A 25,356-nucleotide genomic window follows, 5' to 3' on the forward strand; every position below is an offset into this window, starting at 1 on the left:
AGTCGGAAACCTTGCTGAAACCTGGGGGCGCATCCGGGAGGAGACTCCGGAAAAGCTCAGGCCCGGCGCGCCAGGGGCGTGCCGGGCCTGAGGGGGCGGCGTTCAGGAGGTCGCGGAGGTCTCCAGCGACGGCGACTGCGACTGCGTGCCGGCGGGCAGGTCGCCGCCGGCGGCGGGCCGGCGCAGGACGATGAGCGCCACCGCGAAGGCCGCCAGCAGCAGCCCGGCGGAGATGGCGAACGCGAGCCGGTACCCGCCGGTGAGCGCGGCGGCCTCGCCCGCTCCGGCCGCCAGCAGCTCGCCGGTGCGCGAGGCGGCCATGGTGGACAGCACCGCCACGCCGATGGCCATGCCCACCTGCTGCGTGGTGTTGAACAGGCCGGAGGCCAGTCCCGCGTCGCTGTCCCTGGCGCCGGACATGCCCAGCGTGGCCAGCGCGGGCAGCACCAGCCCGCCGCCCGAGATCAGCAGCATGGGCGGGAGCAGGTGGGTGAGGTAACCGGCGTCCACCGTGACCCGGGTGAGCAGCAGCATCGCCGCCACCAGCAGCACCAGGCCGGCGAGCAGCACCGTACGGGCGCCGAAGCGGGCGCTGAGCCGGGCGGAGACGAACAGCGAGATCGTGCCGATGCCCACCGCGGCGGGCAGCATCGCCAGGCCGGTCTCCAGGGCGCCGTACCCCAGGACCCGCTGCATGTAGAGCGCGACGAGCACCTGGAAGGCGAACATCCCGGACAGGCTCAGCATCTGGGCGAGGTTCGCGCCGGCGACGTTGCGCGAGCGCAGGATCCGCAGCGGCATCAGCGGGGTCTTCGCGGTGGCCTGCCGGGCCACGAAGGCGCCGAGCAGGGCGAGCGAGAGCGCGCCGAGCCCGAGGGTGTGGCCGGCGAGCCAGCCGTGCTCCTCGACCTTGACGACCGTGTAGATGCCCAGCATCAGCCCGGAGGTCACCAGCAGGGCGCCGATGACGTCGGCGCCGGCGGACAGGCCGGCCCCGCGGTCGGCGGGCAGCGCCGGCAGCGCGAGCAGGATCGTGACCAGCCCGATCGGCACGTTGATGAAGAAGATCCACGGCCAGCTCAGCACGTCGGTGAGCACGCCGCCCACGACCTGGCCGATGGACGCGCCGGCCGCCCCGGTGAAGCTGAAGATCGCGATCGCCTTGCCTCGCTCGGCCTGGTCGGTGAACAGCGTCACCAGGATGCCCAGGACCACGGCCGAGGCCAGCGCGCTGCCCACCCCCTGCAGGAACCGGGCGGCGATCAACAGGCTCGCATCGGTGGCCGCGCCCGCCAGCACGGAGGCGGCGGTGAAGATCGCGTTCCCGGCCAGGAACATCGCCCGCCGCCCGATCAGGTCGCCCAGCCGGCCCGCCAGGAGCAGCAGGCCGCCGAAGGGGATCAGGTACGCGTTGACGATCCAGCTCAGCCCGGCGGCCGAGAAGTCCAGATCCCGCTGGATGGCCGGCATCGCCACGGTCACGATGCTGCCGTCCAGGATCGTCATCAATCCCGTCGCGGACAGCACGCCCAGCGCGGTCCAGCGCGATTTGAGCACATTAGACATGGTCTCTCCCGTTCTCAGGTCGACAGGAGAGACCGTAGCAGATAGTTCCGTAATAGACGATCCTTTGCGGACCTACTTTGCGCGCTCCCGTGCCCTGCGGGCCTGCTGCGGGCCCTCGGCCGGGGTCGCGAGATGCCCGCTCACCAGGCGGTTCAGGGCGCGGACCAGCACCTCCCGCTCGTCGTCCGGCAGCGCTCCGAGCGCGGCCCGATGCACGCCGTCCACGATCTGCTGGCTGCGCCTGGCGATCTCGGCGCCCGCCTCGGTGACCGCGATGATCCGGGCCCGCCGGTCGGTGCTGGACGGGCGGCGCTCGGCGTAACCCGCCTCCTCCAGGGCGTCCACGGTGACCACCATCGTGGTCTTGTCCATGTCGCCCAGCTCGGCGAGCTGGATCTGGGTGCGTTCCTCCTCCAGGGCGTGCACCAGCACGCAGTGCATGCGGGCCGTCAGCCCGATCTCGGCCAGCGCCGCCGACATCTGGGTGCGCAGCACATGGCTGGTGTGGTCGAGGAGGAAGGACAGGTCGGTTTCTGTACGTGCGGGAGCCATCGCTGTCATGCCTGCCAGCCTACCCAAACCATCCCGCCGCAGATTATCTGCCAAGGGATGATCGATGCTCGTCCGGGTTCGAGGCCGTGGCCGGAGGGTTGCCTCACGCTGTAGGGCGGCCCTGTCGAAGCTCCCCGGCCGCATTCGCCGTCAATCACGAAATGCAATCTGCAATTCCGTCGTGAATTCCGGAAGACCTCACATTCTGGGAGACCGCCGATGCTTCGCGAACGGCGACACGGTGCGAAATCGTCTCCGCAGGCATCGGGGGATCGGTGACGGAATGCAAATGGTTCACCGGGCCGAAATCATCAGGTCGCATCGTCCCGGCGAGACGATCCGCGAAGCCGGGGATCGCGCCCTTCATGACGCGTCGGCCCCGTAGAGCTCCCGGTGCCACAGGTCGGCGCAGATGCGTTCGACGCCGGCCGTCAGATGGCGGCGGTAGGTGGTGAACGGCAGGCCGAGCTGTTCCGCGGCCAGCTCCTGGGTGGGCGTGCCGTGCAGGAACGTGACGGACAGCGCCCGGTGGAACTTGACCGAGCGCGGGTCCTCGCGCAGGTCGTCGATCGCCCGGCGGAGCAGGTCGCCCAGCGCCGTGCCCGGATCCTGACCGGCCCGATCGGCGATCAGCCTGGTGCGCGTCAGCGGGGAAGCGGCCAGCGCGCCTGGCCGTGACAGCTGGCGTAACGCCTTGCGAACCGCCTCCGCGAACTGCGCCTGGGACAGCACCGCCAGTTCCGCGGTGGTGATGCTCGGGCCGTCGGCGGAGCCGTCGAGGAGCAGGCGGTTCATCCGCTCCAGCCACGCCTGCGCCGGCAGCGCGCGCCAGTCGTGAACGAAGAGGGTGTAGGAGTCGTCGCCCAGCCGCGGCTGGTCGGAGATGATGCGCATCCCGTAGCGTCCGAGATGTTCGACCCATGCGTGGTTCGGGCGCCGTATCGCGATATATGACCATGCCATGCGCTCGGCCCGCAGGCAGTTGCCGATCATTCGCCACTGGATCAAGTCCAGCACCGGCGAATTGCCGCGGTACTGCGGCAGCACCCAGAGCCGGCTGACCGCCAGATGTTCACCGGCGCGCAACGGCGTGGTGGCGCGGGCATGCGCCCACGCCGCGGCCACGACGGGATCGGCCGCCAGCTCCCGCTCATCGAGCTCCGCCAGGCGCAGCCAGGCGGAGAAGGCCACGAGCTCGCCGGTTTCCGTCCGCCGATACAGGCGGAACGCCTCCGGCCGGCGTTCGGCCCAGAAGGCGGCGCAGCGCGCGGACGCCGTGCCCTCCGCTGCCGCGGCCACCCGCGGCAACGTGCCGACGTCCTCCCGGCGCAGCACCTCTTCCTGGAACTCGCCCTCGTCGCGGCGGCGGTCGAAACCGGTCAGCGCCCCGTTGTCCCGATGCAGGTAGAGCAGCGCCGCCACCGCGCCGAGCACGTCCGCGTCACTCGCCGTGCGCACCTTCTCCGCCAGATGCGCGTAGATGCGGTCGTGCATCACCGCGTACCCGTCGGGGTCCCGCCACCGCAGGTCCGCCTCCAGCAGCTCGCGCACCACATCATGCGGAAACAGCCCGAGACTGCTCGACTCCACGAACGGCAACCGCCGCAACCACCGGAACAACCTCCCGGCGTCCTGCGGCAACGCGGCCCGCAGCAGGGCCTCCGTCGTCATGTGCGCGTGCGCGCAGATCTCCAGCGCATGCTGGTGCGCCGCCGAAGGCAGCTCGCCCACCAGCTGGTCCAGCAGCGTGGCCACCACGTCCTGGTGCGGCACCCACCGCCTGCAGGCCCCGCCGTCCTTCACCGCCACCGCCGCGCCCAGCAGCAACGCCAGCGGGTGGCCGCCGGCGAACGCCAGCAGCGGCTCGCGCAGCTCGGCCGGCACCCCGCAGGAGTCCATCAGGGCCTGCGCGTCCACCGCCGGCAGGTCCCGCAGCGCCAGCACCTCCAGCGCCTGCGCCCATCCCGGATCGGCCTGCCAGCGCATGTCCGGCGGGTACCGTCCGGCGATCACCACCAGCGCTCCCACGGGCACCCGCGGCAGGAACCGTTCGCGCAGCCAGCCCTCCAGGCCCTGAACGCGTTCGAAGTTGTCGACCAGCAGCACCGCGTCGGCATCGTCCAGCACCAGCCCGGCCTCGGCCCCGAACGCCGCCGGCGACGGCTCCAGGGTGCGCCCGTCCACCGTGGACACCGGCCTGCCCGCCAGCGCGGCCTCGTGGGCGAACCGCCGCAACAGGGCCGACTTCCCGATGCCGCCGGGACCGTGCACGTACAGCACGCTGCAGCCGCCGCCGTACAACGCCGCCTTGAAGACCGCGACCTCTTCCTCCCGCCCCACGAACGCCAGCTCACGCGCCGCTTCGAGGCGCGATCCCAGCAGCCCGGACCTGTTGCTACTCCCCGATGACATATCCCCGATCCCTCTCCGAACACCCGGCGGATCTGCTCCTGAGCGCCTGTCCGACCTCTCGGACACGCCGGCCGGATTCTCGGTGAACCATCCACTGGTTCGGTCGGCCAAGAATTCAACAGGACACACCATGGCATATCGCCATGGTGTTCTCCTCACCCTATAAAAGGGCCACGCGTCGTGACGATACCGCCCACTGCCCGCCTCCGGTACAGCAGGCTGTACTTCTGCCTCCTTTCCTGCTGCGTAAAACGAGAAATCAATACGTCCAATGCGCGGATCGTTCATCTGATGAATTCGGCATTCCGGCGCGCGCCCCCATCGGGTGCCGGTCGCGGTGCGAAGACGCCTTCCCGGCAGCCGGGATCCAGGCATCGCGTCGCGGGGCTGAGGGCGCGGCGTGGAACGAGATTCGGCCACCGGACGATCAGGTGGATGGGGGCAACTCCCTACCTCGAGCCCACGACGTACGGCATCGGCGCCCCCGCAGGAAAGGTGATCGCGTGTCCCAGCCTGTCACGGTCTCCGACCCGGGCCGGACTCCCGCGTGGCGCTACGCCATCGGGATGTTCGGCACCTCGATCCCGATCAACATGATCAAGGGGTCGATGATCCTCTACTACGTCGATATCCTCGGGCTCGACGTCCGGGCCTACGGCGCGGTCATGGTGATCTACGCGGTCATCGACGCCCTCGACAACCCGCTGCTCGGCCACCTGTCCGACCGCACCCGCACCCGCTTCGGCCGCCGCCGCCCGTGGCTGCTCGCCGGCGCGCCGATGCTGGCCGCCTGCATGATCGCGTTCTTCTCCGCGCCCGCCTCCCTGGAGGGCATCGGCCTCGTGCTCTGGTTCGCGGTGTTCGCGATCCTGTGCGAGGCTTTCGACTCGATGCTCAACGCCAACTACGGCGCGCTGCTGCCCGAGCTGTACCCGCGCGAGCGCGACCGCGCCGTCGCCAACAGCCTGCGGCAGGGCTTCCAGCTCGTGGCGCTGGTGATCTCGCTCGCGGTCACCCCGCTGCTCACGACGAGGGTGTTCGGCACCGAGGAGTCCACCCAGGGCTTCCGGACCACCGCGATCGTCTATGGCGCGGTCGCGCTCGCCGTGATCGTGTTCATGGCGCTCGGCGCGCGGGAGAGGCCCCGCTACTCGACCCGCGAGCGGCCCCGGCTGCTGCGCAGCGTCTGGTCGATCGTGCGCAACCCGATGTTCTGGACGGTCGGCCTCACGGGCGCCTGCTACGGGATCGCCATGGCGCTCGTGCTGTCGGGCATCCAGCTCTACGTGCGCTACTCCCTCGGACTCCCGGTCGGGGACGCGCTCTACCTCCAGGGCGTCGTCATCCTCGTCTCGGCGGCCGGCCTCGCGGTGTGGACGCGCGTCGTGGCCCGCCGCGGCGCCCTGTGGACCTGGCGGCTCGCCTTCGCCGTCCTCGCGATCAGCTTCGCCGCCCTGTTCTTCGCCACCGACCTGGTCACCGCGATCGCCGCGGGGATGCTCGTCGGGGCCGGCTGGTCGGGCATGCTCGCGACCAACGACCTCATCGTCGCGCGGGTGCTGGACGCCGACGCGACGCGCAACGGGGAACACCGGGAAGGGCTCTTCCTGTCCGCCTTCGGGTTCTTCACCCGGCTCAACGGGATCGTGACGGGGCTCGCGCTCACCTCGCTCGGCGTGTTCCTCGGCTACAACTCGGGGGCCGACCCCGGCGCGGACCCGGGGCTGGCGTTCCGGGTGTACCTGTGCGTGTACCCGTTCGTGCTGACGGCGATCGGCGCGGTCGCGGCGCGGTTCGTCTCAGTGCCGATCGAGACGCCGCCCGAGGCGGGCGAGCCGGCCTCGCCGGAGCCTCCCGGGCCGGGCGGCGAGCCGGCCCCGCCGCCGGCCGCCGGGTCCGGTGACGAGCCGGTCGTGCCGCGGGCTCCCGGCGCCGACGGCGAGACCGCCGCGGAGCGTCCGCGATGACCCGCCGCGTCGTGATCACGGCCGACGACCTCGGCAGGGAGCCCGGCACCACGGAGGTCATCGTCGCGCTGCTCGCCGAGGGGCACGTGTCCGCGACGACGCTCATCTGCGTCTCGCCGGAGTCGGAGCGGGCCGCGGGCCGGGTGGCGGAGACCGGCGTCGTGCCGCGGGTGCACGTGACGCTCACCAGCGAGCGCGGGCTGCCGCGCTGGCGTCCGCTCGACGGCGCGGCGAGCCTCGCCGACCCGGACGGGACGCTCAGCGACGACCCGTTCGTGCTCGGCGCCCGCGGCGAGGCCGGGGACGTCGTCCGGGAGGCGGACGCGCAGCTCCGATGGATGCGCGGGCGCGGCCTGGCGCCCGTGGCCGCCGACTCCCACGCCGGCACCCTGTACGGCCTGCACGGCAGATCCTGGCTGGCCGAGTCGCTCGCCTGGTGCGCCCGCCACGGCCTGGCCTTCCGGCTGCCCCGCGACCCGGAGCCGTACTTCGGCGGCCCCCTCCCGCCCCACCTCGCCGCGGCCCACGAGCGCGCCGTCGCCCACGCCGACGCGCTCGGCGTCGCCATCCCGCGGACGATCGCCACCAACCGGCGCACGGCCCGCGAGCTCGGCGCCTACGAGCGGCTGCGGGACGACTACCTGCGCCGGCTCGCCGCCCTGCCCGAGGGCACCAGCGAGCTGTTCCTGCACCCGTCGCGCGAGGACGCGGTCACGGGTCCCGACGGCGTCGTGCGGGTCTGGGAGGCGCGGCTGCTGCGCGACCCCGTGTGGCACAAGGCCCTCGACAGCGAGGGCGTCGAGGTCGTGGGAGGCTGGTGGGCCTGACGCCCCGCCGCGTCCGAGGCCGCCCATCCGCAGGTTCACCACGTCGGGGCGGTCCACGCCGAGCGGGCGCGGGATGGCCTCGACGCCTCGACGCAGGCCGTCCGGTGTCAGGCGGGTCAGGCGGGGAAGCGGCGGCGCTCTCGCGCCCGGCCGCGCGGGGCAGCCGGAGCGAAGCAATCGCGTGCGGACAAACTTGATCAATTTCTTAACGGCGTACGTCGCGTCACAAGTGATCATCTATTGGCGCATCGGCGACGCTGGACGGCAGACCCGTCTTTCAGCGCCACGCACCCGATCCTGACCTTTCGCCGCAAGGAGCCATCGTGCGCATCCGCGTCCTCGCCGCCGCCCTCGGCAGTCTCCTGCTCGCCGGGCCCGCCGTCGCCGACACTCCCGACCCGGCCATCGCACCGGCCGCCGCGCCCGGCGATGACCCGGGCAAGCTGTGCATCAGCATCCCGGTGGCCGCCATGGCCGATGCCTTCAAAACGTTCGTGTCCGGCTTCGCCGCGAGCACCACGCCCGCAAGCGGTGCGGCGCCCAGCACCGCCGCACCTGCCGGTGGCGTCGCGCCGAGCACCGGTGCGCCCGCCGATGCCGCGGTGCCCAGCGCCCCGGCACCCGCCCAGGACCAGTCGGGCACGGCGGCGGCACCTCGACCGGCCGGTCCCGCCCTGCCCGACAAGATGCTCGTCCTGCAGGCCGCACCCTGCTGAGGCCGCCCCCTCAGCCGATCCAGACCACCGGCGAGCCGCGCCGGCGCCACCCGTCAAGCGACCGGAAGACCCGCACATGCACACCATCACCGCCACGCCGACCAGCACCTGGCGGCTGCCCATCATCCTGCTCGGCATCTCCGGCCTGCGACTGGACCGCGGCACCCGCTACCGCCCCGCGCGCGTGCTCCTGTTCGCCCTGATGACCGCCCTGTACTACCTGCTCACCCCGGTCCTGACGACCCCGGCCGTCGCCACCGCCTACGCCGCGGCGGTGTGGCTGCTCTACTACGGCGGCCTGTGCCTGACGCTCGGCGGCCCCGGCCGCACCGCCCTCATCGCCCGCTTCGGCGAGGACCGCGCCTACGCCCTGTACGAGGTCGTCCTGGGCCTGCTCTTCATGAACCAGGTCTTCGCCCAGGCCGTCGTCATCCACGCCTACGGCGACAGCCTTCCCGCCGCCGTCCCGTCCTGGGCCGCCTGCACCACCGGGGCGGTCCTCGTGGCGGTGGGCACGTTCTACAAGGTGTGGGCGGCCCACACCGTCGGCCTGGACACCTACTACTGCCGCGACATGTTCACGGGCCGCCCCCTCACGGACGCGAGCGAGCTGGTCGCCGCCGGCCCCTACCGGCACCTGCGCAACCCCATGTACGGCGCCGGCAACCTGCACGCCTACGGCTGGGCCGTCTGGTCGGGCTCCCCGGCCGGCCTGGCGTTCGCGGCCGCCTTCCAGGCCGGCATCTACCTCTTCTACCACCTGTGCGAGCGCCCCTTCATCCAGCGCGCCTACGTCAGGAGGTGAAGATGATCCTGCCGGTGCCGTGGACGGCGCCGAGCCCCCTGGTGGCGCAGGCGCTGACGATGGAGGTCGGGGTGGCGGTGCCGGCCAGGCTCGACCCGGCCAGCGACCCCTTGGTGACCCGCCCGCCGAGGAGCATGTCGCCGGGATTGTGACCGGACACCTGCTCCACCGAGGGCCGCACCGTGGACACGCCCGTCTGGGTGCCGTCGGCCCCGTACCAGGTGATCGTCCCCTTGCCGCGGACGTCCCGCACGCCGGCGCACGAGGCGCGCCCGGTGCTGTGCACGGTCATCACGCCCGAGCGCAGGCTGGCGGCCGACGGCGCCGAGGAGGCGCAGCCGGTCAGCACGATGGTGGCCCGGGCCGTCACGTTGCGGGGCAGCAACCTGACCGGCGGCTCGAACGTGATCGGCCGTTCCGAGGTGGTGGAGACCTGGCAGGTGAGCAGCGTCTGCTGGACGGTCGCGGCCGCGACCGGGGTGGCGCTCAGGGCGGCCACCACGGCCGCGGCTGCGGGCATGAGCGGGTGAACGGGCATGAGCGGGTGCAAGGGCATGTCATCTCCTCGTACGGGCCGTGATCGTGCGCGGCCGATCCCTCCCGGGGCCGCGCCCGCGACAGAAGCGAGCATGATCTGCGGCAGCACGGGCGAACCGCCTCGCGGCAAAACTTGATCAACTCCTTAACGGCGGGCGACGTGCCACAAGTGATCATCTATCGCCCCATCAGGGACGCTGGGTGACACGAGCGCGTACGACGCCCTCGGAGGAAGGAGCTCGCCGTGAGCGACGAAGACATCGTGACCGTGGTACGCGAGCGCTGCGCGAAGATCCTGAAGGTCGATCCTGGCCGGGTCACCGAGGACGCGCTGCTGCGCGAGGACCTGGAGGCCGACAGCCTGGACCTGGCCGAGCTCCACGTCGCCCTGGAGGACACGTGGGGCCCGCTGCCCCGCGAGACCCTCGCCGACGTGCGGACGGTCGGCGACGTGCTCACCAAGGCCCGCCTGCTGCTCAGCGAGCGCGCATGAAGGCATCCCGGGTCCGGGTCGCGGTGACCGGGCTGGGGGTCCGCACCCCGGCGGGCGCCCACCCCAAGGAGTTGTGGAACGCGCTGCTGGCCGGACGGTCCACCGCCCGCCCGATCACCTCGTTCGACACCGAGGGGCTGGGCGTCGGCTTCGCCTGCCAGATCACCGACCTGGACACCTCGGCGTACCTGACGCCCAAGCAGGCCTCCCGGCTCGACCGGATGGCCCAGCTCGCGCTGTGCGCCGCCACCGACGCCCTCGCCGACGCCGGCGCGCCGCGAACGCCGCCGCACCGGCGGGCGGTGGTGACCGGCTCCGGCTTCGGCGGCAGGACGACCGACGAGTTCGCCATGCTCACCGGCCGGCATCCCGGGCGCGGCAATCCCGGCCCGCTGCACGTGCCGATGATCATGCACAACTCCGCGGCCGCCGCCATCAGCATCCACCACCGCGTCCAGGGCCCCAGCCTGGGGGTGGAGACGGCCTGCGCGTCCGGCTCCCACGCGATCGGCGAGGCGGCCCGCCTCCTGCGCGACGGCTCCGCCGACCTGGTGATCGCCGGTGGGGCCGAAGCCGGCATCACCCCGAGCGTGCTGCTCGCCTTCCACCGCTGCCAGGCACTGTCGGAGTGCAACGACGCGCCCGAGCGGGCCAGCAGGCCCTTCGACCGGGATCGTGACGGGTTCGTGCTGGCCGAGGGCGCCGCCTTCCTCGTCCTGGAGAACCTCGACCACGCCCTGCGCCGCGACGCCCGCATCCACGCCGAGCTCATCGGCTACGCCTCCACCTCCGACGCCCACCACCTGACCGCGCCGCCGCCGCACGGCGAGGGAGCCGCGCGCTGCATGCGGGCCGCGCTCGCCGACGCGGGCCTGGCCCCGGAAGAGATCACGCACGTCAACGCGCACGGCACCGGTACGCCGCTCAACGACGTGGCCGAGGCCCAGGCGATCAAGGAGGCGTTCGGCGCCACCAGGGTCCCCGTCACCTCGATCAAGGGGGTCACCGGGCACGCCATCGCCGCCGCCGGCGCCATCGAGGCCGTGGCCGCCGTCCTGTCGCTCAACGAACGGGCCATCCCGCCCACCGCCAACCTCGACCACCTGGACCCTCGATGCGACGTCGACGTGGTCGGCCGGGTCCGGCCCATGCCGCCGGGGCCGGTGATGTCCAACTCGTTCGGCTTCGGCGGCCACAACGCCACGCTGATCTTCTCGCCATACTGACCAAGGATTCGTCATGCGTATCTCCGCTTCCGCCAGCCTGCTCGCCGCCGCCCTGATCGCCTGCGCACCGGCCGGTCCGGCCGCCGCCGACGTGCCGGGCACCGCTCCATCGGCCGCCGACCCGGACAGGGTGTGCGTCACCGTGCCCGTCCAGGCTCTCGCGCAGGCCTTCACGAACTTCTTCACGTCGGGCTCCACCGCCGGGGCGGCGCTCGCGAGCGCCGCCGCGTCACTCGTCTCACCGGTCCCGCCCGTCTCACCGGCGGCGACGGCGGGCGCCGTGACGCCGGGCAGCACGGCGTCCACGCCGGCTCAGGCCGCGGCGGCGGCGCCCCCATCGCAGCTCTTCGGCCTGGAGCTGCCCCGGCAGGTGCGCGTCCTGGAAGCGGCGTCCTGCTGAAACCCCGCCGCCGAGGCACTCCCGCAGCTGTGAGAGGTGATGCGGTGTGACCACCCCGCTCTTCGACGTCGTGGCCATGACCGAGCACTGGACGCGTGCCCACCCCGACACGGTCGCCTGCCGCGTCGACCGGCGCCGCCACGCCGAGACGCTGACCTACGGCCGGCTCGACGAGCTCATCACCCGGGCCGCGACCAGGCTGGCGCGCGCCGGCGTGACGGCGGGGACGCGGGCCGCCGTGATGGTCCCGCCGGGCCGGGAACTGGTCGCCGTGGTCCTGGCCCTGCTGCGGTTGCGGGCCGTGCCCGTGCTGATCGATCCGGGGCTCGGCGCGCGTGCCATCGGCGCCTGCCTCGCGCAGGCCGCTCCCGACGCGTTCATCGCGGTCCCGCGCGCGCACCTGGCGCGCCTCGTGCTGGGCTGGGCGCGCGACAGCGTGCACACCACCGTCACGCTCGCCACGAGCACCCTGTGGCTCGCCCGCACCCGCCACAGCGGCGAGGCCGGCACCCAGCACGTCCCGGCGCCGCACGTCCCGGCGGCAGGTCCGACGCCGCTGGGGACGCCGCGGGTCGCGGCATCGAGCCAGGTGGCTCCGGACGCCGGAGACCTGGCGCTGATCGCCTTCACCTCGGGCTCCACCGGCCCGCCCAAGGGCGTCCCCTACCGCCACCGGCACCTGGCCGGGCAGACCGGGTTGCTGGCGCACGTCGGCGCGCTCCAGCCGGGCAGCACCGTGTACTCGACCTTCCTGCCGTTCGCGGTGGCGGCGCCGTCGATGGGGTGCGCCGCCGTCATCCCGCGGCTCGACCTGCGCCATCCCGAACGCACCGACCCGGCCGCCATGGCCCGCTCCATCGCCGCCCACGGCGTGCGGGGCCTGTTCGCCGCGCCCGCCCTGCTGGACCGGCTCGCCCGTTACTGCCTGCGACGCGGCCAGGTGCTGGACAGCGTCGAGATCGTGCTCACGGCCGGCGCGCCCCTGCCGTTCGCGGTGCTGCGGCGCGCCCAGCGATGCCTGCCCGCGCACGCCGACGTGCGCTCGGTGTACGGGGCGACCGAATGCCTGCTGGTCAGCATGGCGGACGCGGCCGAGCTCGCCGCCACGGCCGGGGCCACCGCACGCGGCGCCGGCACCTGCCTGGGCGGCGTCCTGCCGGGCAACCGGGTCCGCGTCATCCGCATCACCGACGAGGCGATCCCGCGCTGGTCGGACGACCTGCTCGCGCCGCCCGGCACCGTGGGGGAGATCACCGTGGCGGGCCCGGCGGTCGGCGACCCCTACCTCGCCCGCCCGGACGAGAGCGCCCTGGCCCGCATCGACGACCACGGCGAGCCGGTGCACCGCATGGGCGACCTCGGCCGGCAGGACGAGCAGGGGCGGCTGTGGTTCGCGGGACGCAAGAGCGAGCGCGTGCGTACCGCCGACGGCGAGCTGTACACCGACCAGGTCGAGCCGATCGTCAACGCGGTACCGGGCGTGCGGCGCAGCGCGCTGGTGGGGGTGGGAGCGCCGGGAGGCCAGCACCCCGTCCTGTGCGTGGAGTGCGAGCCGGGCACCTCACGGCGCGAGCGCCGCGAGGTCGTCGAACGGGTGCGGGCGCACGCCGGCGCGCTCGGGGACGTCGCGCCGGTGCTGCTCCACCCGGGCTTCCCGATGGACGTCCGGCACGCCAGCAAGATCCGCCGCCCGCTGCTGGCCCGCTGGGCCGCCAGGAAGCTCGGCCGGGAGGAGCGGTGAAGGTCCTGGTCACCGGCGGCGGCGGGTTCCTCGGCCAGGCCGTGTGCCGGCTGCTGGCCGCGCGGGGCGAGCACGTCTCGGCGCTGAACCGCCGCCGCTACCCGGCGCTGGCCCGGCTCGGCGTCGTCCAGCACACCGCCGACGTCCGCGACCCGGACGGCGTGCGGGCCGCCGTGGCCGGCTGCGACGCCGTCGTGCACTGCGCCGCCCTGGCCGGCCTGTGGGGACCGGCCGCCGCCTACCGCTCGGTCAACGTGCGGGGCACGGCGAACGTGATCGACGCCTGCCTGCGCGCCGGCGTCCCGCGCCTGGTGCACACCTCCTCGCCGAGCGTCGTGCACGATGGGCGCGACCTGGAGGGCGTGGACGAGTCGGCCCCGCACGCCCGCCGCTTCCTGGCCTCCTACCCGGCGAGCAAGGCGATCGCCGAACGGCTCGTCCTGGCCGCCGACGGCGACCGGCTCGCCACGGTCGCGCTGCGCCCCCACCTCATCTGGGGGCCCGGCGACCCGCACTTCCTGCCGCGCTTCGCCGCGCGGGCGCGCCGCGGGCGGCTCGTCCTGCCCCACACCCCCGGCAAGCGCATCGACACGGTGTACGTCGACAACGCCGCCCGGGCCCACCTGCTGGCCCTGGACGCGCTCGCGCCGGGCTCGCCGGCCGCGGGCCGGGCCTACTTCATCACCCAGGACGAGCCCGTCACGCTCACCCGCTGGGTCAACGCCCTCCTGGACGCCGCGGGCCTGCCACCCGTGACCCGGCACGTGCCGGCCCGGCTGGCCCGCCTGGGCGCCGCGGCCGTCGAGCACGGCTACCGGCTCGCCCGCGTCCGGGCGCAACCGCCCCTCACCCGCCTGGCCGCCGTCCAGGCCACGACCTCCCACTGGTTCGACATCTCCGCCGCCCGCCGCGACCTCGGATACGAGCCGCGCATCAGCATGGCGGACGGCCTCGCCAGGCTCGCCGCCCACCTCTCGGAGAACCCCGTGACCGCGTGCCCCGAGGCGCCCTGATGTCCCAGCACACCCGCCCCGGCCGGCCGTACCTGCCCGGCTACCCGTTCCGCTCCCGCTGGTTCACCCACGACGGGCTGCGCCGGCACTACCTGGACGAGGGCGGCGCGGACGCGGCCCCCGTGCTGATGCTGCACGGCAACCCCTCGTGGAGCTACCTGTGGCGGCGGCTGATCCTGGCGCTGCGCGGCGAGCACCGCTGCATCGCGCCCGACCACATCGGCATGGGCCTGTCGGACAAGCCCGGCGACGACCGCTACCCCTACACCCTGGCCTCCCGCGTGGACGACCTTGACGCGCTCACCGGCCACCTCATCGCCGAACGCGCGGCCCCGGACCGAGGCTGGACGCTCGTGATGCACGACTGGGGCGGCCCCATCGGCATGGCCTGGGCCGCCCGCCACCCCGGCCGGGTGGCCCGCCTGGTCGTGCTCAACACCGCCGCCTTCCCCAACCCGCACGGCCCACGCGTGCGCCCGGCGCTGCGGCTGCCGCTGTGGCTGCTGCGCGAGACCCGCCTGGGGGAGCGCCTGTTCCTGCGCCACCACGCGTTCGCCCGGCTGGCCACGCTGCCGCCGTTCGGGGTCCGCAGCAGGCTGCCCCGGGACGTGCGGGCCGCCTTCCTGGCCCCGGACGACCGCGAGGGGCACCGGCTGGCCGTCCAGCGGTTCGTGCGCGACATCCCGCTCGGGCCCGGCGACCCGTCCTGGCCGCTGCTGCTGCGGGCGGGGGAGAGCCTGGCCGCCTTCGCCGACCGGCCCGCCCTGATCGGCTGGGGGCTGCGCGACCCGGTCTTCGACCCGCTCATGCTGCGCGAATGGCGGCGCCGCCTGCCGGGCGCCCAGGTGCGCGTCTTCCCCCGCGCCGGGCACTACGTGCTCGAGGACGCCCACGACACGCTCGTGCCGGCCATCGCCGCCTTCCTACGGCGCTGAGCCCCGCCTGCTCCGGAACCCGGGCAACCACCAGTTCCGGTGCCCCAGCAGCCGCATCAGGCACGGCACGAGCACCATCCGGATGATCGTCGCGTCCAGGATGATCGCCGCCGCCACCGCGAACCCGCCCTGCTGGAAGTCCAGCCGCCGGGTGAGCATCAGGCCGCCGAACGTGACGGCCATGATGGCGGCGGCCAGCGTGATGGGACGCGCCGTGTGCCGCAGCCCGTGGAGCACGGCGGCGGTGTTGTCGCCGGTCCGGCGGTAGTGCTCGGCGATGCGGTGGACGAGGAAGACCTCGTAGTCCAGGGACAGGCCGAAGACGATGGTGAAGACGACCAGCGGCAGCAACGCGTTGACGTCGGCGCCCTCGCGGCCCAGGTCCTGGAAGGCGACGGTGAGCAGCCCGAAGGCGGCGCAGACGCACAGCAGGTTCATGGCGACCGCCTTCACCGGGATGAGCAGGCTGCGGAAGGTCAGCAACAGCAGCACGAACGACGCCAGCAGCACCACCCCCAGCACCCGCCACAGCCCGCCGACCGCACCCGCCGCCAGGTCACCGAGCCGTGCCGCCGGCCCGACGGCCAGCATCGGCTGACCCGCGGGCAGCAGGCGCGCACCCAGCGCGTGCAGGTCCCGCTGGAAACCGGCCGCGGCGTCCCCGTCAGGCGCGCACCGGTCGGCGATCAGCATCACGGTCAGATCCCTGCCGTTGTCCATCACGGTGGCCATGGACACCCTCGGATCGGCCCGCAACGCCTGCTGGAAGGCGAACGTGTCCACGGGGGCGGCCCGGCCCGGGTGCGGCAACGCCACGGTGGTCACCCCGGCCACCCCGTCCCGCTCCAGCTCCGCCAGCCCGGCCCCGATGTCGGTCCCGGCGAGCGCCGGACGGTCGTAGTGCAGCCCCATCCGCAGGTGCAGCACCGGAACGGCGGCCAGGACCAGCACGGCAGCGGCCGCCACGGCATACCGGCCGGGCCGCCTCATCATGTGCTCGGCCCCCCGCACCCACGCGGGCCGCCCCGCACCCCCGCAGGATCGCCGCAGCCAGGCCGAACGCGCCGAGCCCCGGCCGGGCCGCCGCCACGGCAGCGTGCCCCACTCCAGCCGGCGATCCAGCCGGGACAGCAGCGCGGGGCCCAGCGTCAGCGCGGCCGCCAGGGTGACGAGGGCCGCCAGCATGCCCGCCAGCGCCAGGGAGTGCGCCCACGGCACGCCGACGACCAGCAGCGCGCAGGAGGTGACGACGATGGCGGCCCCGCACCAGGTCACCGTGCTGCCCGCGGTGGCCGTGGCGCGTCCGGCGGCCACCGGGGGCGGCAGACCCGCACGCCGGGCCTGGCGGTAGCGCAGCAGGATCAGCAGCGTGTAGTCCAGCCCCAGCCCCAGCGACATGGTGACGGTGTAGGTCAGCATGGTCGAATCGACGGGCGCGAGCGCGGACGCCGCCGCGAGCGCGCCCACGCCGGTCAGGATCGCCGCGCCCCCCACCACCAGCGGCACCGCCGCCGCGCCCACCGCGCCCAGCCCGAGCACCAGCAGTACCGCCGCCACCGGAACGGTCATGGCCTCCATCGACCGCAGGTCCGCCAGGTCGGCGTGGGCGAGCTGCGCGAAGGCGCGGCTCACGCCCAGGATCGTCACGGTGACCGCCCCGGCCGACGCCTCCCGGGCCGCCTGCCGGGCGCTCGCGAGCTGGGCGGGCAGGTTGCGCTGCCGGGCGAGCTCGTCGCCGTGCACCCCCACCAGCACGTAGGCGTGCCGGGGATGCCTGCCGGCGGTCTCCGGCAGCGGCAGCATCGCGCCCACGTCGGGCCGGGCGGCCAGCGCGCCCACCGTGGCGGCGATCGCCTGCTCGTAGCGCGGCTCGTCCGCGTCCAGTGCCGCCGAGCTGAAGGCCAGCATCATCTGCTCGCCGCCCAGCTCGGGGAACCCGCGCGCGATCAGCGCCGCGGCCGCCGCGGACGGGGAGCCCGGCACTTCCAGCGAGGGCGGGGCCAGCCGCTGCGTGAGCCCGGGCAGCGCCATCACCGCCCCGGCGGCCAGGAGCAGCCACACCGCGACGACGAGCCGCCCGGCCGGCCCAGCCGCCGCCCGGCCCAGCCGGTCGAGGACACCGGAGCCACCGGCGAGCACGTCCTGCCGCGCTCCGGGGCCGGCGGGCTGCAGGACGGCGTCGGGCAAGGCGGACGTCCCGGCGCCGCGGCGGAGCCGGCGGCCACGCAGATCGACCGGCATGGTCAAGCCTCCTTCCCACCCGATGGCGGGACGTCGTCGGCGCGGCGGCTGCGCGCCCCTTCACCAGCGCAGCAGCACCGTGCCCGAGCTGAGCCCGCTGGCCACGCCCACCAGGGCGACGAGGTCACCCCGCCTGAGCCGCCCCGCCCGCTCGGCCTGGTGCAGCTGCATCGGCAACGTGGCGGCGGCGAGGTTGCCGTGCTCGACGATCGTCACCTCGGCCTTGTCCCGGGGCAGCTCGATCAGCTCGCACAGCCAGTGCAGCGCCGCCAGCGACGGCTGGTGCGCGCACACCACGGCCATGTCCGCCCAGCCGAGCCCGCGCTCGGCCAGCGGCTGCCGCAGCAGGCCCAGATCCAGCTTCTGCACCCCGATGGCCAGCGCGACGGGATCGATGGTGAAGTCGCCGGCGCGGAAACCACTGGAGCCGTCCCGGACGAACGGCATGAGCGAGACCTCCCAGTACGCGGAGTTCGCCCCGAACCGGTGCCCCAGCACCCCGGGGGTGCCGCTGGACTCCAGCAGCAGCGCCGAGCCCGAGTCGGACACCGTGTAGGACGGGATCGCCGGCTCGAAGTCCTCCTGCGACTCCACCCGCCACCGGATGCTGGAGGTGGCGACCTCGCCGCAGACGACGAGAACCGTACGGTGGTGGCCGCCGGTGATGAGCGCGTCGGCCAGGTGGATCGCCCGCAGGACGCTGTTGCAGGCGTCCCGCACGTCGAAGACCGGGCAGCCGGCCCCCAGCTTGGCCGCGACCATGTGCCCCGTCGCGGGTTCGACGGCGTCGCCGGACACGCCCGCGTAGATGATCAGGTCGATGGACGGCGGCGTGTGCCCGGTCTTCCGCAGCAGCCGGCGGGCCGCCGCCACCGCCAGATCCGACGCCATCCACTCCGGCGGGGCGACGTGGCGCCGCCGCACGCCGCTGTGCCGCTCGATCAGGCCGCGCGGCACGCTGATGCCGGGGTTCCGCTCGGCCAGCAGGTCTTCCAGCTGCGGCGTCGTCAGGCCGCCGTCCGGCACGTGAACCGCCACCCCGGCCACCCGGGAGTACCGTGACCGGCTCATGCCGGCTCGCCCCCTGCCCGCACGGGCCGCGCAACTTGCCGATGGAGCATCCCGAGTCCGCCTTTCCTGGGCAACAGGCGCTCACGATAGGCAAGACCCGGCGGTCAGCCCAGCCGCACCGCCGGAGGCGCGACCTTGCTTGCCACGCCCTTGACCGGCCACCCAGCAGGCCGCCCGGGCAGCCCGGCAGGCAGTACGGCGGAACCGTGTCCGGCTTCCACGGCTCCTGGATCCTCGACACTCATCGTCGCCGGCAGGCCCGGCCATGCCTGGTGGCACTGTCGGAAAGGCCGCGGCCGGTGAACCGGCGCGCTGATCCCCCGTGCGGGGGAGGCGCATCCCTGCCCAGGCACGCGACCCTGGGGACATGGAGGGGCGCGTGACTGCTTCGCTACGGGTCAGGGTGACGGTGTATCTGCTGCTGGGCGGGCTGGTGCCGTGGGCGGGGGTGAAGACGGTGTGGACGCTCGGCGGTGACGCCCTCGGCGTGGACGGGGAGGCCTGGCGCCGGGGGATCGAGAGCGACGGCGACGCCGTCTACCGGGCGCTGGCGGCTGTGGGTGTCGATCTGACGGTGCTGGCGGCGCTGCTCGGCGTGTTCCTCGCGCTCGGGCTGGTGCAGCGGTGGGGGATGGTCTTCCCGCGGTGGACCCCGCTGCTCGCGGGGTGGCGGGTGCCTGCCCCGCTGCCGCTGATCCCGGCGTGGGCCGTGGGGCTCTGCCTCGGGACGTACGGGGTGGTGCTGCTGGTCATGGTGCCGCTCGGCCTGGCCGGGGTGATCGCCCGGTTCCCGCCGGTGCCGCCCTTCACCAGCAGCGGGGACGTGACCTGGATGATCCTGTTCGGCGGGCTGGCCTTCGGCGGCCTGGGAGCCGCGCTTGTCGTGGGGGCGTGTTCCTACGGGCGGCGCGGCGCCCGGCTCAGGACCAGAAGATCTCCCCGTGCCGGTCGACGAGACGTCCTGAGCCGGCGCCGGGATGCTCCGTGGCGAGGCCGACGATCGCGTCCGTCCCCTCGGTGACCGTCTGGGGGCCGGTGTGGCCGTTGAGGTCGGTCGCCGTGTAGCCGGGGTCGGCGGCGTTGACCCGGATGCCCGGCAGCGCCTTGGCGTACTGGGTGGTCAGCATCGTCAGCGCCGCCTTCGAGGCGGTGTAGAGCGGCGCGATGACCCTGGACTCGGGCCTGGACGGGTCGTGGGTGTGGGCGAGGGAGCCCATGCCGCTGCTGACGTTGATGATGACCGGGTCCGGCGATCGGCGCAGCAGCGGCAGGAACGCGGTGGTCGCCCGCACCACGCCGGCGAGGTTGACGTCGAGGACGGCCAGGGCGTCGGCGCCGGTGAGGGCGCTGGGATCGCCGGAAGGGCCGTGGACGCCGGCGTTGTTGATCAGCACGTCGATCGAGCCCTCGTGCCGGGCCACGTCCGCCGCCGCGGCGGCGACGGACGCGTCGTCGGTCACGTCGATCGGGACGAACCGCGCGCCGAGCGCGGCGGCGGCCTCCGCGCCCCGCTCGGGGTCGCGGGCTCCGAGCAGCACGGTGTGGCCGAGTCCGACGAGGCGGCGGGCGGTCTCCCGGCCGAGGCCCTTGTTCGCTCCGGTGATGAAAGTGATCGTCATGTGATGCATGCTCGTCCGGCCGCGGCGGCCCCGCCAGGGACGGCTCGACGGTAGGAGCAGCAGTACCACCGTCCACGTCGCCGCTGATGACCGGGCGTGCGCGAGGATGGAAGCCATGACGACGACACCACCCGGGGCCGGGCTGGGCGCGACGATCCGCGCGTGGCGCGACCGGCTGCCCCCGTCCGCCGCGGCGCTGCCCGTCCGCCCGGCGCGCCGCGCGAGCGGGCTGCGCCGCGAGGAGCTCGCCGAGCTCGCCGGCGTGTCGGTCGACTACGTCGTACGCCTGGAGCAGGGGCGCGCCACGACCCCCTCGGCGCAGGTGGTGGCGTCCCTGGCCCGCGCCCTGCAACTGTCCGCCGCCGAACGCGACCACCTCTACCGGCTGGCCCGCCTCGTCCCGCCGGCGGACGGCGCCGTCCGCGACCACATCCCGCCCGGCGTGCACCGCGTGCTCACCCGGCTCGGGGACGTCGCGGTCGCCGTGTTCGCGGCGGACTGGCAGCTCGTCTGGTGGAACCACGGCTGGGCCGCGCTGCTGGGCGACCCCTCCTCCGCGCCGCCGCACCTGCGCAACTTCGCGCGCGACAGGTTCCCGATCGACGGCGGTCCCGCCCGCCTCGCGCTCTGGCCCGTCGTCGAGGCCGACCGCGACGGCACGGACGCCGCCGTCGTGTCCGACCTGCGCCGCGCGACCGGCCGCTTCCCCCGCGACGCGCGCCTGGCCGAGCTGATCCGCGTGCTGAACGCGGGCAACCGGCGCTTCGCCGAGCTGTGGGCGACCGGCGCGGTGGCCGCCCACCGCGAGGACCACAAGACGGTCCGGCATCCCTCGGTGGGCCCGGTCACCGTGGACTGCGACGTGCTGACCGACGGCGACTCCGAACTCAAGATCGTGATCATGACGGCCGTGCCCGGCAGCGAGGACGAGACGAAGCTGCGGCTCGCCTCGGTCGCCGGCCTGCCCGCAGGTCGCTGACCTGCCCGCCGGCGGTCAGGAGCGCCTGGCGGAAATGGTGCTCAGCGGCCGGCGGTCACGCGGCGGCGGCCCAGCAGCAGGCCGAGGGCGATCATGCCGATGCCCAGCACCAGGTGCAGCCAGTTGTCGGCGGCATTGACCGGGACGAAGTTGGCCGGGCTGTCGTGGCCGACCAGCATGCCGTAGATCCAGAGCAGCAGGTAGATCGCCCCGCCGCCGACGAGGAAGTTGCGTGCGCCGCTCCAGGTGCGGGCGAGCAGCACGCCGGCGATGCCGAACAGCAGATGGACGATGTTGTGCAGGATCGAGACCTGGAAGACGCCGAGCAGGTGCGCGTCGGACTCGTGGCCCGCGAACCGCAGGTCGTCGTAGCCGGTGGTGATACCCGGGATGAAGCCGAGCACCCCGACGAGCAGGAAGACCACGCCGACGACGAGCGCGGCGAGCTGCACCGGGGAGCGGGTGGCGAGAGTACGCGGGGTGTCCATCGGGACCTCCCTAAATAGGCTAACCCTCCCCCTACCCCCAGACACGGGCTCAGTCGCCGCACCTGGGCGCGGGTTTGGGCGGAAGAAATCTACACTGTAAAGGCGGTGGGCCGGGTGGCTGATGTCGCCGCTCACCACGACATCACCGGCGTCCAGGACTGCCGGCGCCGTCGGGCAAGATGGCGGTCCATGGACGAGCGCCGACAGCCACCACAGCGGCGGTAGGCGAGGACGAGGAACCGCTCGGCCTCTGCCGGACGGCGCTCGCCGCCGTGGACGGCCACGCCGGAGACCGGCGGTGAGGCAGGAGCGCTTCCCGCCAGGGTCCGGCAGGACTCGACGGCCCTGGCCGGGAAGCGCCCACGGGTGCTCACCGGACGCGGCGCCCGTGACCGCGCGGGAGCCCGGCCGTGATGCGGCCGCCGGGTGGGCTCCCGCGCGGTGGCCGCATCACGGCCGTGCCTGCGCGGCCTGGCCGGTGTGCGCCGCCACGAACGCGAAGGAGCCGGAGGCGACCCGGTAGACGGCATGATCGCCGTCCATCCGCAGGAACGTGGCCCGGTGCGGTGCCGCCACCAGGCGCCGGTCCTCGGCCGGCACCCACACCTCGGCGGTGGTGTTCGGCGGGACCTCGATCGTCAGTTCGAAGCGGCGGCCGGTCCTGGTCCATTCCGATCGGGCGGTGCCTTGGGGGGTGTCGTAGCTGCCCTTGACGGAGGTGAGGTCGCCGACCGGGTCGGGCTGGATGACGAGCTCGCGGTAGGCGATCGAGTCGTCGGCGGCGCGGATGCCGGCCAGGCCGGTGTGGAACCACTCCTCGATCTGGGCGAGGATCATGTGGTTCTTGGAGTCGCCGCGGTTCCAGCGTTCGCCGATGGTGGTCATGCCGCCCGGGTTGGCGGGGGTGGACTGCATGAAGTAGCCGTAGCTCGGCTGGTCGTCCTCCTGGAGCAGCTCCCACAGGACGTCGTCGCGGCCGCCGTCGGCCAGGGCCCGGACGGTCGGGGCCATGCCGATGGTGCCGCCGCTGAAGTGCGGGCCGTCGCCGTTGGGGTGGAAGGCGTACACGAGCTCGACGAGGGCGTCGAGGACGGCCTGGCGTTCCCCGTCGGGGACGAGGCCGGCGTCCAGGGCGAGCGCCTGGGCCGTCTGGGTGGCGCCGGTCGTGCCGGCGTTGCCGTCGGTGGTGTAGCGGCGGAGCTGCTGGTTGTAGAAGCGGGCGTTGAAGGCGGTCTTGATGTCGGCGGCGAGTGCCTGGTAGCGGGTGGCGTCGGCGGTGTGGCCGGTCAGCTCGGCCATCCTGGCCAGTTCGGTGATCATGACGTGGTAGCCCCAGGTGCCGGTGATCCGGCCGGAGGTCTGGTCGGCGGCCACCCAGTCGGCGAGGGCGGCGTCCACGATGTGCGCGTCCGCGCCGGTCCCGGCCTTCTGGCGCTGGATGTATCCGGCGAAGGCGACCATCCGGTCGTAGTGCCGCGCCATCGTCTCGGTGTCGCCGTACAGCTCGTACAGCATCGCCGGGACGAGGATGATGGCGTTGCCCCAGTTGATCTCGTCGCCGAAGCGGCCGCTGTAGCCCCAGTCGTAGACGGGCGTCTTCAGCGCGACGTTGCCGCGCATCGGGGTGTCGGCGATCGACTGGCCCTCGGTGAGGTGCCGCATGGTGGTCTTGAGGTAGGCGGCGAGGTCGTGGTCGCGGTGGATGGCGCCCATGGGCATCGTGTAGTCGGCCGGGTAGGAGAGCTTCTCGCGGCCGGGGCAGTCGGTGAACACCGACATGATGTTGGACGCGAAGGAGTAGCGGGCCATCGTGTGGATGCGGTTGACCCGCGCGTTGGAAGTGGTCACCTGGCCTGCGACGGGCGTGTCCGCCTGCAGCCGGACGCCCTTGATCAGGTCCCTGTCCGGGGTGTGGCCCTCCGGCAGGCCGGTGACCTGGACCCACTGCATGCCGAAATAGTTGAAGTCCGGGTGCCAGCGCTCGCCGCCGCGCAGCCCGGCCGCGGTGTAGGTGTTGAACAGGTCACGGCCGCGCGAACCGCCACCGCCCATGAGGGACGCCTGGTCCACGGTGCCGTCGGCGGCCAGCGACTCGGCGGGGGACATGCGGATGACGGTTCCGGCGGGCACGGTGCCCTTGAGTTGCAGTTCCGGCCAGCCGACGATGTTCTGCCCGAAGTCGAACACCCAGGTGCCGGGCGCCGGGTTCGTCATCGACACCGGCGTGAAGGTCTCGACCACCTTGATCGGCTCGGCGGCGCGGGCGACCAGCCGGGTGGCCAGGTTCGGCGGTGGCGCGAGGCCGGCGTCGGTCCACTCCGTGGAAGAGCCGTCGCGCCGCTTGGCGGCGGGGGAGAGGTCGGCGCCGGGGGAGTCCCAGCCGGGCTGTTCGCGGCGGGCGTCGTGGTCGGAGCCGGAGTACCAGGCGTCGGTGACGAGGGGGCCCAGGGCGGTGCGCCAGCTCCGGTCGGAGACGATGACGTCCGGCGGGCCGTCGGTGTAGGTGATCTCCAGGCGGGCGATCAGGCGTGGCGTCACCGCCGCGCCGGCGCTCGGGTCGCTGGCGGCGATGTTGTTGCCCGAGCCGGTCACCGTCGCGCCCGTGAAGTGCGGCTTGCCGAGCGCGGGGGTGAAGGCGATCTCGGAGGCGCCGATCGCGGTGATCGTGCGGGACTCGAGGTTGTCGCCGCCGTCGCCGGTGTCGATGTTGACGGTGCCGCTAACGTGGTAGCCGGTCACGCTGTCGAGGGACACGGTGGTGGCGCCGGGGGCGGTGCTCGCGGTCAGGGTGCCGCTGCCCTTGAGCTGGCTCTGCCACCAGGAGTAGGGCGCGGTCCGGCCGACGGCCGGGTTGGTGACGCTGCGCCGTACGTAGGCGGGGCCGTTGCCGAGCCGGACGCCGAGGGTGTTGGCGCCGGCGCGCAGGGTGCGGGTGAGGTCGTAGGTGCGGTACTCGCTGGAGAGCTGGTAGTTGGAGTTGCCGGGGGCGAGCACCTCGTCGGTGAGCCCGCGGCCGTTGAGCGTGGGCAGGTGCAGGCCGACGCCGGACAGGTAGAGGCGGGCGCTCGCCACGCGCCTGCGCCGGTCGAGGTCGAACGCGCGGGCGAAGATGGGCATGGGCTGGGATTCGGTGCGGCCGGGGTGGTCGATCCAGCGTGCCTGCCCCCAGTCGCCCTGCCGGAGCAGGCCCATCTCCCAGGAGGACGGCCTGCTCCAGGCCGACGGCTGCCCGCCGGCGTCCCAGACGCGGACGTGCCAGCTGATCCGCTGCCGCGAGGCGAGCGGCCGCCCGCCGTAGCGGACGCCGGACTGGGTGGCGGAGCGCACCTTGCCGGAGTCCCACAGCAGCCGCCCGCGCCCGAGGTCGCTCTCGCTCGCGGCAGCCTGGATCTGGTACGCGGTCTGCGCGTCGGCCGGGCAGGCGGCCCGGGAACCGGGCCGGTGGCACGGATGGCCGGCGGCGCCCCTGGCCGGGGTCATCCGCCATCCCAGCAAGGGGGCGGGGTTGTCGATGCCGAGAGGCTGGTCGCGCCGGCCGTCCACGCGCAGGTCCACGACCTCGACGTGGGGCTGTCCGCCGGCGGCGGCCGGCGCGGGGTTGAGGGGCTGTCCCAGGACGAGGGTGAACGTCACTCCCAGTCCTGCCCATAAGCGGATCCGGCGGCGTAATGAGGACACGAAACCACTCCCTGCGGTCCTAAAACGATTTAAGAACCTTGCAGACGCCGTTAACGTAAGCGTTGCGAGGTGGGCCGTCAAGGGAGGTTC

General features: G+C 73.7%; 21 protein-coding genes. 12 read left to right on the plus strand and 9 right to left on the minus strand.

What is annotated here, in order from left to right; translation table 11 throughout:
* Positions 1-102: 102 nt before the first annotated feature.
* The 3 genes from ACBJ32_RS39700 to ACBJ32_RS39710 all read right to left on the minus strand — a co-directional run bounded on the left by ACBJ32_RS39700 (position 103) and on the right by ACBJ32_RS39710 (position 4,530).
* Complete coding sequence (locus tag ACBJ32_RS39700; RefSeq protein WP_375131146.1) at positions 103-1,566, minus strand: MFS transporter; 1,464 nt, start codon at positions 1,564-1,566, stop codon at positions 103-105.
* A gap of 72 nt (positions 1,567-1,638) precedes the next feature.
* Positions 1,639-2,127 (minus strand): MarR family winged helix-turn-helix transcriptional regulator, encoded by a 489-nt coding sequence (locus tag ACBJ32_RS39705; RefSeq protein WP_357893324.1) that lies wholly within the window; start codon positions 2,125-2,127, stop codon positions 1,639-1,641.
* Positions 2,128-2,481: 354 nt separating this feature from the next.
* Positions 2,482-4,530 carry an ATP-binding protein gene (locus tag ACBJ32_RS39710; RefSeq protein ID WP_375131147.1) on the minus strand — a complete coding sequence of 683 codons (2,049 nt, stop codon included), beginning with the start codon at positions 4,528-4,530 and terminating at the stop codon, positions 2,482-2,484.
* A 503-nt stretch (positions 4,531-5,033) separates the two neighbouring features.
* Here ACBJ32_RS39710 and ACBJ32_RS39715 point away from each other — a divergent pair.
* The 4 genes from ACBJ32_RS39715 to ACBJ32_RS39730 all read left to right on the plus strand — a co-directional run bounded on the left by ACBJ32_RS39715 (position 5,034) and on the right by ACBJ32_RS39730 (position 8,845).
* Positions 5,034-6,497, plus strand: a complete 1,464-nt coding sequence (locus ACBJ32_RS39715; RefSeq protein ID WP_375131148.1) for an MFS transporter — start codon at positions 5,034-5,036, stop codon at positions 6,495-6,497.
* Entirely contained in the window at positions 6,494-7,324 is an 831-nt protein-coding gene (locus tag ACBJ32_RS39720; protein WP_375131149.1) for a carbohydrate deacetylase, read from the plus strand. The genes ACBJ32_RS39715 and ACBJ32_RS39720 overlap by 4 nt, the downstream gene beginning before the upstream one ends.
* Before the next feature lie 323 nt (positions 7,325-7,647).
* Entirely contained in the window at positions 7,648-8,040 is a 393-nt protein-coding gene (locus ACBJ32_RS39725; protein WP_375131150.1) for a hypothetical protein, read from the plus strand.
* A gap of 76 nt (positions 8,041-8,116) precedes the next feature.
* Positions 8,117-8,845, plus strand: a complete 729-nt coding sequence (locus ACBJ32_RS39730) for a PEMT/PEM2 family methyltransferase (protein ID WP_375131151.1) — start codon at positions 8,117-8,119, stop codon at positions 8,843-8,845.
* Here ACBJ32_RS39730 and ACBJ32_RS39735 read toward each other — a convergent pair.
* Positions 8,835-9,401, minus strand: a complete 567-nt coding sequence (locus tag ACBJ32_RS39735) for a hypothetical protein (RefSeq protein ID WP_375131152.1) — start codon at positions 9,399-9,401, stop codon at positions 8,835-8,837. The two genes, ACBJ32_RS39730 and ACBJ32_RS39735, sit on opposite strands and share 11 nt — an antisense overlap.
* Positions 9,402-9,626: 225 nt before the next feature.
* Here ACBJ32_RS39735 and ACBJ32_RS39740 point away from each other — a divergent pair, with 225 nt between their 5' ends.
* From ACBJ32_RS39740 to ACBJ32_RS39765, 6 genes are read left to right on the plus strand one after another with little or no spacing between them, the layout of a single operon-like run.
* A complete protein-coding gene (locus ACBJ32_RS39740) occupies positions 9,627-9,875 on the plus strand; it encodes a phosphopantetheine-binding protein (RefSeq protein WP_357893310.1) in 249 nt (82 codons plus the stop codon).
* Positions 9,872-11,101: a beta-ketoacyl-[acyl-carrier-protein] synthase family protein gene (locus ACBJ32_RS39745; RefSeq protein ID WP_375131153.1), complete on the plus strand. Its 1,230-nt coding sequence runs from the start codon at positions 9,872-9,874 to the stop codon at positions 11,099-11,101. The genes ACBJ32_RS39740 and ACBJ32_RS39745 overlap by 4 nt, the downstream gene beginning before the upstream one ends.
* Positions 11,102-11,114: 13 nt before the next feature.
* Positions 11,115-11,501 (plus strand): hypothetical protein, encoded by a 387-nt coding sequence (locus ACBJ32_RS39750; RefSeq protein ID WP_375131154.1) that lies wholly within the window; start codon positions 11,115-11,117, stop codon positions 11,499-11,501.
* Positions 11,502-11,547: 46 nt separating this feature from the next.
* Entirely contained in the window at positions 11,548-13,242 is a 1,695-nt protein-coding gene (locus tag ACBJ32_RS39755; protein WP_375131155.1) for a fatty acid CoA ligase family protein, read from the plus strand.
* Positions 13,239-14,255 carry an NAD-dependent epimerase/dehydratase family protein gene (locus ACBJ32_RS39760; protein ID WP_375131156.1) on the plus strand — a complete coding sequence of 339 codons (1,017 nt, stop codon included), beginning with the start codon at positions 13,239-13,241 and terminating at the stop codon, positions 14,253-14,255. The genes ACBJ32_RS39755 and ACBJ32_RS39760 overlap by 4 nt, the downstream gene beginning before the upstream one ends.
* The gene (locus tag ACBJ32_RS39765; RefSeq protein WP_375131157.1) at positions 14,255-15,190 is read left to right on the plus strand and encodes an alpha/beta fold hydrolase; all 936 of its coding nucleotides are present in this window, start codon (positions 14,255-14,257) and stop codon (positions 15,188-15,190) included. Before ACBJ32_RS39760 ends, ACBJ32_RS39765 begins: the two co-directional genes overlap by 1 nt.
* On the opposite strand, the gene ACBJ32_RS39770 is transcribed toward ACBJ32_RS39765, so the two are convergent.
* Positions 15,179-17,431 (minus strand): MMPL family transporter, encoded by a 2,253-nt coding sequence (locus tag ACBJ32_RS39770; protein WP_375131158.1) that lies wholly within the window; start codon positions 17,429-17,431, stop codon positions 15,179-15,181. The genes ACBJ32_RS39765 and ACBJ32_RS39770 overlap by 12 nt on opposite strands.
* A 60-nt stretch (positions 17,432-17,491) precedes the next feature.
* Positions 17,492-18,502, minus strand: coding sequence for a 3-oxoacyl-ACP synthase III family protein (locus tag ACBJ32_RS39775; protein WP_375131159.1), 1,011 nt, complete (start codon positions 18,500-18,502; stop codon positions 17,492-17,494).
* Positions 18,503-18,881: 379 nt separating this feature from the next.
* Here ACBJ32_RS39775 and ACBJ32_RS39780 point away from each other — a divergent pair, with 379 nt between their 5' ends.
* A complete protein-coding gene (locus ACBJ32_RS39780) occupies positions 18,882-19,523 on the plus strand; it encodes a hypothetical protein (protein WP_375131160.1) in 642 nt (213 codons plus the stop codon).
* Here the strand turns inward: ACBJ32_RS39780 and ACBJ32_RS39785 are convergent.
* Complete coding sequence (locus ACBJ32_RS39785) at positions 19,423-20,121, minus strand: SDR family NAD(P)-dependent oxidoreductase (protein WP_375131161.1); 699 nt, start codon at positions 20,119-20,121, stop codon at positions 19,423-19,425. The genes ACBJ32_RS39780 and ACBJ32_RS39785 overlap by 101 nt on opposite strands.
* 115 nt (positions 20,122-20,236) lie before the next feature.
* Between ACBJ32_RS39785 and ACBJ32_RS39790 the strand changes: the two genes are divergently transcribed.
* The gene (locus ACBJ32_RS39790) at positions 20,237-21,100 is read left to right on the plus strand and encodes a helix-turn-helix transcriptional regulator (RefSeq protein WP_375131162.1); all 864 of its coding nucleotides are present in this window, start codon (positions 20,237-20,239) and stop codon (positions 21,098-21,100) included.
* Between the two features lie 41 nt (positions 21,101-21,141).
* Here the strand turns inward: ACBJ32_RS39790 and ACBJ32_RS39795 are convergent, their stop codons facing one another.
* Both ACBJ32_RS39795 and ACBJ32_RS39800 read right to left on the minus strand, forming a co-directional pair.
* Complete coding sequence (locus ACBJ32_RS39795; RefSeq protein ID WP_375131163.1) at positions 21,142-21,588, minus strand: DUF4383 domain-containing protein; 447 nt, start codon at positions 21,586-21,588, stop codon at positions 21,142-21,144.
* 450 nt (positions 21,589-22,038) lie between these two features.
* A complete protein-coding gene (locus ACBJ32_RS39800; protein WP_375131164.1) occupies positions 22,039-25,221 on the minus strand; it encodes a family 78 glycoside hydrolase catalytic domain in 3,183 nt (1,060 codons plus the stop codon).
* Between the last annotated feature and the right edge of the window lie 135 nt (positions 25,222-25,356).

Origin of the sequence: Nonomuraea sp. GTA35, from assembly GCF_041950525.1 — a bacterium.
GTDB lineage: Bacteria > Actinomycetota > Actinomycetes > Streptosporangiales > Streptosporangiaceae > Nonomuraea.